Consider the following 7,003-nt stretch of genomic DNA (forward strand, 5'->3'; position numbering starts at 1 on the left):
GCCCGCGCCGATCTGTCCGGCCCGCGCGTTGAAGGACTGGTACGCCTGCTTGCCCGGGGCCACGTCGGCCACGGTCTTGGAACCGTACGGGGTCGACAGCGTCACGGTCGCCGGCACGTCGCCGTCATTGACGGCTGTCACCGCCACGTACGCCAGCGCACCCACGCAGCGGGACGAGGCGGTCACGGTCAGCGCGACCTTCTCGGGCACGCGCACGAGCGTGAAGTCGTCCACGTCGAAGTTGGCCCCGTTGAACGTCAGGTAGAGCCTGACGGTGCCGGACGGCACGTCCTTCAACGTGGTCGAGACGTCGGCGTAGGACTCCCAGTCGCCGGTATTCGGCACGGTGACGCTGCCGAGCACCGGGCCGGTCGGTGAGCCGACGCGGATCTCGAAGCCGCCGGTCGGGCCGGGTGAGGCCACCCGGGCCTTGAAGCCGGTGACCCCGGTGAGGTCCACGTCGTCGTAGGCGGCCCAGTCGCCGGGGTCGACGAAACCGAGCACGGTGCCGCCGTGCGCGGGCGCGTGCGGGTAGGTGTCGACGCCGCTGGCCTGGGACCAGTGCTCCGCCTGGATCACGGTGTCGCCGCTGGGCGGGCCGAGTTCCTTGATCCGGATGTTGCGGAACGACACCTCGTCGCCGTCGCCGTGGTTCTGGATCCCGATGTGCCCGTGCAGCGAGCGGGCCGGGTCGGTGTTGGTGAAATCGTTGATCTTCACACCGTTGAGGAAGATCTGCAGCCGTTCGCCCTCGACCCGCAGCTCGTAGGTGTTCCACTGGTTCGGCGGGTTGAGCGCCGCGTCGCGGGCGGCCAGGTCGGCGGACTTGAAGGTGTAGACCGCGCCGGTGGTTCGGTCCGGAGCGTCGGTGGCGTCGATCTGGATCTCATAGCCCTTGTCCACGGCCGACCACGGGTCGTTGGAGGCGGGGAAGCCGATGAAGACACCGGAGTTGTCATCCCCGGCCATCTTCCAGTCGAGCTTGAGCGAGTAGGAGCCGGTGAACTCCTTCGCCTCGTACCAGAACAGGCCCATGCCGCCGTGGGAGGTCAGCGTGCCGTCGGCGTTGGTGAAGCCGCCGGGGCCCGCCTGCTTCCAGCCCTTGGTCGAGCCGTTGTAGATGGGCGTGTAGCCGCTCTCCGGACGGCAGTCGGCCTGGGACTGACCCAAGGCGTACCGGATGCCGCCGAGCAGGTGCTTCCTGAAGTCCGGCTCGGCGAAGGACGCCGAGGTGTGCCCGCCGCCGGTGTAGAAGGAGCGCCCGCCCTGGTACACCTTGCACCAGGCGATCGGGTGATCGGCGCCCATCCTGCCGCCGGAGTAGCTCGACTCATCCAGGGTCGCCAGCACGCGCGCGCTGGTCCTGGCGTTGGTCCGGTAGTCGTACCACTCGTCGGTCCGCTGCCAGGTGTCGCCCAGGTGGGCGGTGGCGGCGTGCGCCCGGTCCTCGACCTTGACCGTCGCCTGCTGGATCGCCGGGTGCGAGGCGAACCAGGCGCCGACGAGATTGCCGTAGAACGGCCAGTCGTACTCGGTGTCGGCCGCCGCGTGGATGCCCACGTAGCCGCCGCCCGCCTTGATGTAGTCCTCGAAGGCGGCCTGCTGGGCGTCGTTGAGCACGTCACCGGTGGTGCTGAGGAACGCCACCGCCTTGTACTTGGCGAGGTTGGCCGCGGTGAAGGCGGTCGGGTCCTCGGTGGCGGTCACCTTGAAGCCGCCCTCCTGCGCGAGGTCCTTGATCGCCTGGATGCCCGCGGGGATCGAGTCGTGCCGGAAGCCGGCCGTACGGGAGAAGACCAGCAGCTCATCCTCGCCACCGGTGCCGGCGGTGGGCACCTTGAACTTCTGGTTCACGCTGCCGTCACACGTCCTGATCACCAGTTGTGCGGCGTTGGAACCGTCGAGGCACCTGCCCGACTGGGGATTCCGCAGTGAACCGTCCTGCTCGACGGTCCAGTTCTGCGCGCCGGTGTTGTTGCACTCGTAGATCTGCACCTTGGTGCCGTCGGCGGTGGCGCCGCCCGCGATGTCCAGGCACTTGCCGAGCGCCCTGATCGTCGGGCCTTCGAAGGTCCAGACCTGGGCGCCGGTGTTGTTGCAGGTATACAGCTGCACCTTGGTGCCGTTCGCGCTGTTGGCGTTGTCGACGTCGACGCACAGCCCGCCGGGTCCGACGATCGGTCCGATGACCGGGTTGGCGCCGGCGGCCTCCTTGCTGAGCGTGAAGTCGTCGAGGTCGAACAGCGCGCCCGAGCCGCCGGTGAAGACCAGGTAGAGCTCGGTGGTCTCGGCGGGGGCTCCGCTCAGCGGGGCGTGGACATCGATGAAGGTCTCCCACCCGCCGGTCACCGGGACGGTGACCTTGCCGAGCAGGGTGCCGGTCGGCGAGCCGGCCCGCACCTCGATGAAGCCGCCGACGCCGGCGGAGGAGACCCTCGCCTTGATCGACTTGGCATCGTCGAGCCGGTAGGGCTCGAATGCGATCCAGTCGCCGTTGTGGACGTCACCGACGGTCTTGCCGCCGTGCGCGGGTCCCTTGTTGATCTGGACGACGCCGGACATCTTGGTGTAGTGCTCGGCCTGCCGGTGGCGCGGCTGCAGGATGTGCTGGGTGTGGGTGGTCAGGCCGCCCTTGTCGGTGTACTCGGCGTCGAACACCGCGAAGATGTTGGCCGCGTCGTCGTGCTCACCGTCGGTCGGGATGGTCAGCTCGCCCTCACAGCCGTTCTTCGAGGTGATCTGGTGGCCGTGGCTGTCGTGGCCGAGCACGTAGGTCAGCGTGACCTTCGCGCAGTCGATGTCCCCGTCCTCGGGGTCGGTCACCTTGATCTTGTACGGGACGGTGTCGCCCCAGTTGAAGAGGGTGCCGGCGGCGGGCGTCTCGGTGACCACGGTGGGCGCGGTGTTGCCCACCGTGATCACCACGCTGGCCGTGCCGGAGTTGCCCGCGGGGTCGCGCACGGTGAGCGTCGCGGAAAAGTCGCCCTCGGTGATGTAGGTGTGGGTCGGGTTCGGCTCGGTGGAGGTGGCCCCGTCGCCGAAGTCCCAGGCGTAGGTGAGCGGTTCGCCCTCGGGGTCGGCGGAGCCGGTCGAGGAGAACTTCACGGTCAGCGGGGCCTTGCCTGAGGTCTTGTCCGCCTTGGCCACCGCGATCGGCGAACGGTCCCTGCCCTTGATGTACTCGATGCGGTAGAGCGCGGAGTTGTGGTCACCGCCGAAGTAGCCGGAGCCGTAGTCCAGGACGTACAGCGCGCCGTCGGGGCCGAAGGCCAGGTCCATGACCTGGGTGCCGGTCCAGTGGAAATCGGCGATCTTGCCGCGGGTGCCGTCCTCGGCCACGTCGATCGCCTTGATCCACTGGCGGCCGAACTCGCCGGCGAAGAAGTGACCGTCCATGTCCTCGGGGAACTTGACGGCCGACTTCAGGTCGGCGTCGTAGCGGTAGACCGGGCCGCCCATCGGCGACTCGGAGCCGCCCCCGAACTCGGGCGGCGAGCCGGCGTCTCCGCCGTACCTGATCCACGCGGGCTGCGCGGGCGGGAGCTTGTCCAAACCGGTGTTTCGGAAGGAGTCGTTGACCGGGCCGCCGGCGCAGTCGTACTTCGGCCCGCTCGGACCCGAGGGGAAGGTGTACTGGTTGTAGGTCTCCGCCGGCGTGTTCGTGCCGGTGCAGTACGGCCAGCCGTAGTTGCCGGGCCCGGTGACGCGGTTGAACTCGACCTGCCCGCTGGGCCCGCGGTTGGGATCGGAGCTGCCGGCGTCGGGGCCGTAGTCGCCGACGTAGACCACGCCGGTGGCCTTGTCGACGCTCATCCGGAACGGGTTGCGGAAGCCCATGGCGTAGATCTCGGGCCGGGTCTTCGGCGTGCCCGGGGCGAACAGGTTGCCCTCGGGGACCGTGTACGTGCCGCTCAGCGGGTCGACCTTGACCCGCAGGATCTTGCCGCGCAGGTCGTTGGTGTTGGCCGAGCTGCGCTGGGCGTCGTAGGACGGGTTGCGGTCGGGCCGCTGGTCGATCGGCGAGTACCCGGCCGAGTCGAAGGGGTTGGTGTCGTCGCCGGTGGACAGGTACAGGTTGCCCTGGGCGTCGAAGTCGAGGTCGCCGCCGACGTGGCAGCACATGCCGCGGTCGGCCGGCACCTCGAGGACGGTCTTCTCCGAGGCCGTGTCGAGCGTCCAGTCGGCCTTGACGGTGAACCGGGACAGCCGGTTCACGCCCTGCCAGGCCGACCAGTCCGTGCCCGTGGTGGGCGCGTCGCCGGCAGGGGTGTTCAGCCGGGGCGCGTAGTAGAGGTAGATCGTCCTGTTGGTGGCGAAGTCCGGGTCAGCGGCGACGCCCTGCAGACCCTCCTCGTCGTGGGTGTAGACCGGAAGTGCGCCGACGACGGCGGTCTGGCCAGTCGCGGTGGTACGGCGCAGCGTTCCGTCGCGCGCGGTGTGCAGCACCGACAGGTCGGGCAGCACCGCCATCGACATGGGCTCGCCCATCGCGGCGACGCCCTTGGCCAGCGTCACGCGCTGGTAGTCGGCCGGATCGATCGTGTCATGCGCTTGTGCCGGGGTGGCTACGGTGAGCACCGCGGCGCCGGTGAGGGCCACGAGTAAGGCGCTGGTCTGCGCAATCCATCGGGAAGTGCGGGTGGTTCTCCGCCTGGGGGGCATAGGCAGGTTTCCCTTCCATCACGTGAACGATCGTAGAAGCGATCGAAAACGGCAGCGGGGAGGGCCGATCGGCCCTCCCCGCGCTGTTCAGTTGTCTTTTGCTCTAGGCCGTGTTCCTAGACGCAGTTCCGGTCAGCCGCAGCTGATCGCGTTGTAGGCGGCGTCGTAGGACGAGGTGACCTTCTTGCCGTCGATCGTCGAGGTCCCGGTGACGGTGACCTTGCCCGCGCCGATCTGCTTGGCCCGCGCGTTGAAGGACTGGTACGCCTGCTTGCCCGGGGCAACGTTGGCCACGGTCTTGGAGCCGTACGGGGTCGTCAACGTCACGTCCGCCGGCACACCGCCGTCGTTGACCGCCGTCACCGCGACGTACGCCGACGTGCCCACGCAACGGGACGTCGCGGTCACGGTCAGCAGCGTCGTGGGGGCATCGCCCTTGTAGTCGATGCGGTAGAGGCCCGCGTCGGGGTTGGCGCGGAAGAAGCCGTCACCGTACTCGAGGACGTACAGCGACCCGTCGGGGCCGAACTCGAGGTCCATCGGGTTGTCGGTGATGGGCATCCCCATCTTGGTCAGCTCGGCGTTCGGCAGGAAGTGCAGGATGTCCGTGACCGGGCCATTCGGGTCCGGGGCGGTGAACACCGCGAGGAAGTCCTGCGAGAACTCACCGAAGAAGTACTTCTTGTCCCAGTAGGCCGGGAACTTGGTCGGCGAGGGGTTCTTCGCGTCGTAGTGGTAGACCGGACCACCCATCGGGCCCTGGCCGCCCTGCGGGTCGAACTCGATGAGCCCACGCCACTCCGCCGGCTGGTCGGTGACCCGGTCACCGTAGTAGAGGGTCGCCGGGAACCCGGGCAGCAACTGCTCCAGACCGGTGTTCCACCGCGAGGTGTTCTTCGGCCCGCCGTCGCAGTCGAACCACTCGCGCGGCTTGGAGTTCGCGTAGTCCCAGTTGTTGTAGTTGAAGTTGTGGCCCGTGCAGTACGGCCAGCCCGCGTTGACCGGCTTGTTGAGCGGGAACATGTTCCACTCGACGTAGCCCATCGGCCCGCGGTTGGGGTCGGCGTTGTTGGCGTCGGGTCCGTACTCACCGAACGACAGGGTGCCCACGGTGGAGTCGACATGGATGCGGAACGGGTTCCGCACGCCCATCACGAAGATCTCCGGACGGGTCTTGGGCGTGCCCGGCGCGTACAGGTTCCCCTGGGGGATCGTGTAGGAGCCGTCCTGCTGGACCTTGATCCGCAGGATCTTGCCGCGCAGGTCGTTGGTGTTGCCCGCGCCGCGACGCGCGTCGAACCCGGGGTTCATCCCGGGAGCGTCGTTGTTGGGCGCGTAGCCGTTGGCCCCCGGCGCGCTGGCGGGGGTGTTGTCACCGGTCGACAGGTACAGGTTGCCCTCGGCGTCCCAGTCGAAGTCACCGGCGACGTGACAGCACTGTCCACGGTTGGTCTCGACCTTGATGATGACCTGCTCGGTGGACAGGTCGAGCTTGTCACCGGCCCACTTGAACCGGGAGAGCTGGTTGTAGCCCTTCCACTGGTCCCAGTACGACTCGTTCTGCCCCGCGGGCAGCGAGTTGGGCGCCGACCCCGCCGGGGTCTGGTTCACGTACGGCGGGTCCATCGTCTTGGGGGCGTAGTAGACGTAGACCCACTTGTTCTTGTCGAAGTCGGGGTCGATCCCGATCGTCTGCAGGCCGTCTTCGGAGTTGTTGTAGACGGGGATCGTGTTGATCACCTTGGTGGTGCCCGTGCCGGGGTCGGTCATCCGGATGTCGCCGTTACGGGCGGTGTGCAGGACCCGCCTGTCGGGCAGGACCGCCATATCGATCGGCTCGCCGACATCCTTGGTCAGCAAGACCTTCTCGTAGTTCGACCAGTTGAGCGCCGGCTCCACGTGGTCGTCACCATTATTTGCGCTTGCCGGTGTGGCGGTGAGGGCCGCCAATGGGAGCACCAGTGCGGTGAGTGCTCCCCCCAGCATCATGCGAGTACGCTTCAAAGAACTGCGCCTCTCTCAGGGGGTGTCAGGGAAAAGGGCGGGCCGCCACGTGCACCGGTGCAACGGTTCGAGCACGTGGCGGTTCCGCCGTAAATGTCAGGCCTTGTCGGCTGCTCAGCCGCGCAGCTTGGCCATGTTCTCGTAGCTGATCCCGGGTTCCGGGACGTGTGCCAGATCGCACACGTCCCGGACACCCTGCGGGCGGTGTCGTCCTGCCTTCGGCTCAGGACTGGTTGAACAGCGAAAGCGTCAGGGTCGAGTGGTACTCCCCGGCGGCGACGTCGACCGCGGTCCGCAGGGCCAGGTCGGCGTTGACCTCCCAGGTGCCGATCTCGCC

The 7,003-nt window shown here is 68.0% G+C and carries 2 protein-coding genes; both read right to left on the reverse strand.

Annotated features, from left to right (window positions below):
- Positions 1–4,599 (reverse strand): ThuA domain-containing protein (locus ACIN94_RS32575; RefSeq protein WP_400714821.1); only part of this gene is annotated, 4,599 nt, incomplete at its 3' end.
- A 195-nt stretch (positions 4,600–4,794) separates the two neighbouring features.
- The gene (locus ACIN94_RS32580) at positions 4,795–6,651 is read right to left on the reverse strand and encodes a PQQ-dependent sugar dehydrogenase (protein ID WP_400714824.1); all 1,857 of its coding nucleotides are present in this window, start codon (positions 6,649–6,651) and stop codon (positions 4,795–4,797) included.
- Positions 6,652–7,003: the final 352 nt, after the last annotated feature.

The sequence above is a fragment of the Streptosporangium sp. NPDC087985 genome, from assembly GCF_044741965.1.
GTDB lineage: Bacteria > Actinomycetota > Actinomycetes > Streptosporangiales > Streptosporangiaceae > Streptosporangium.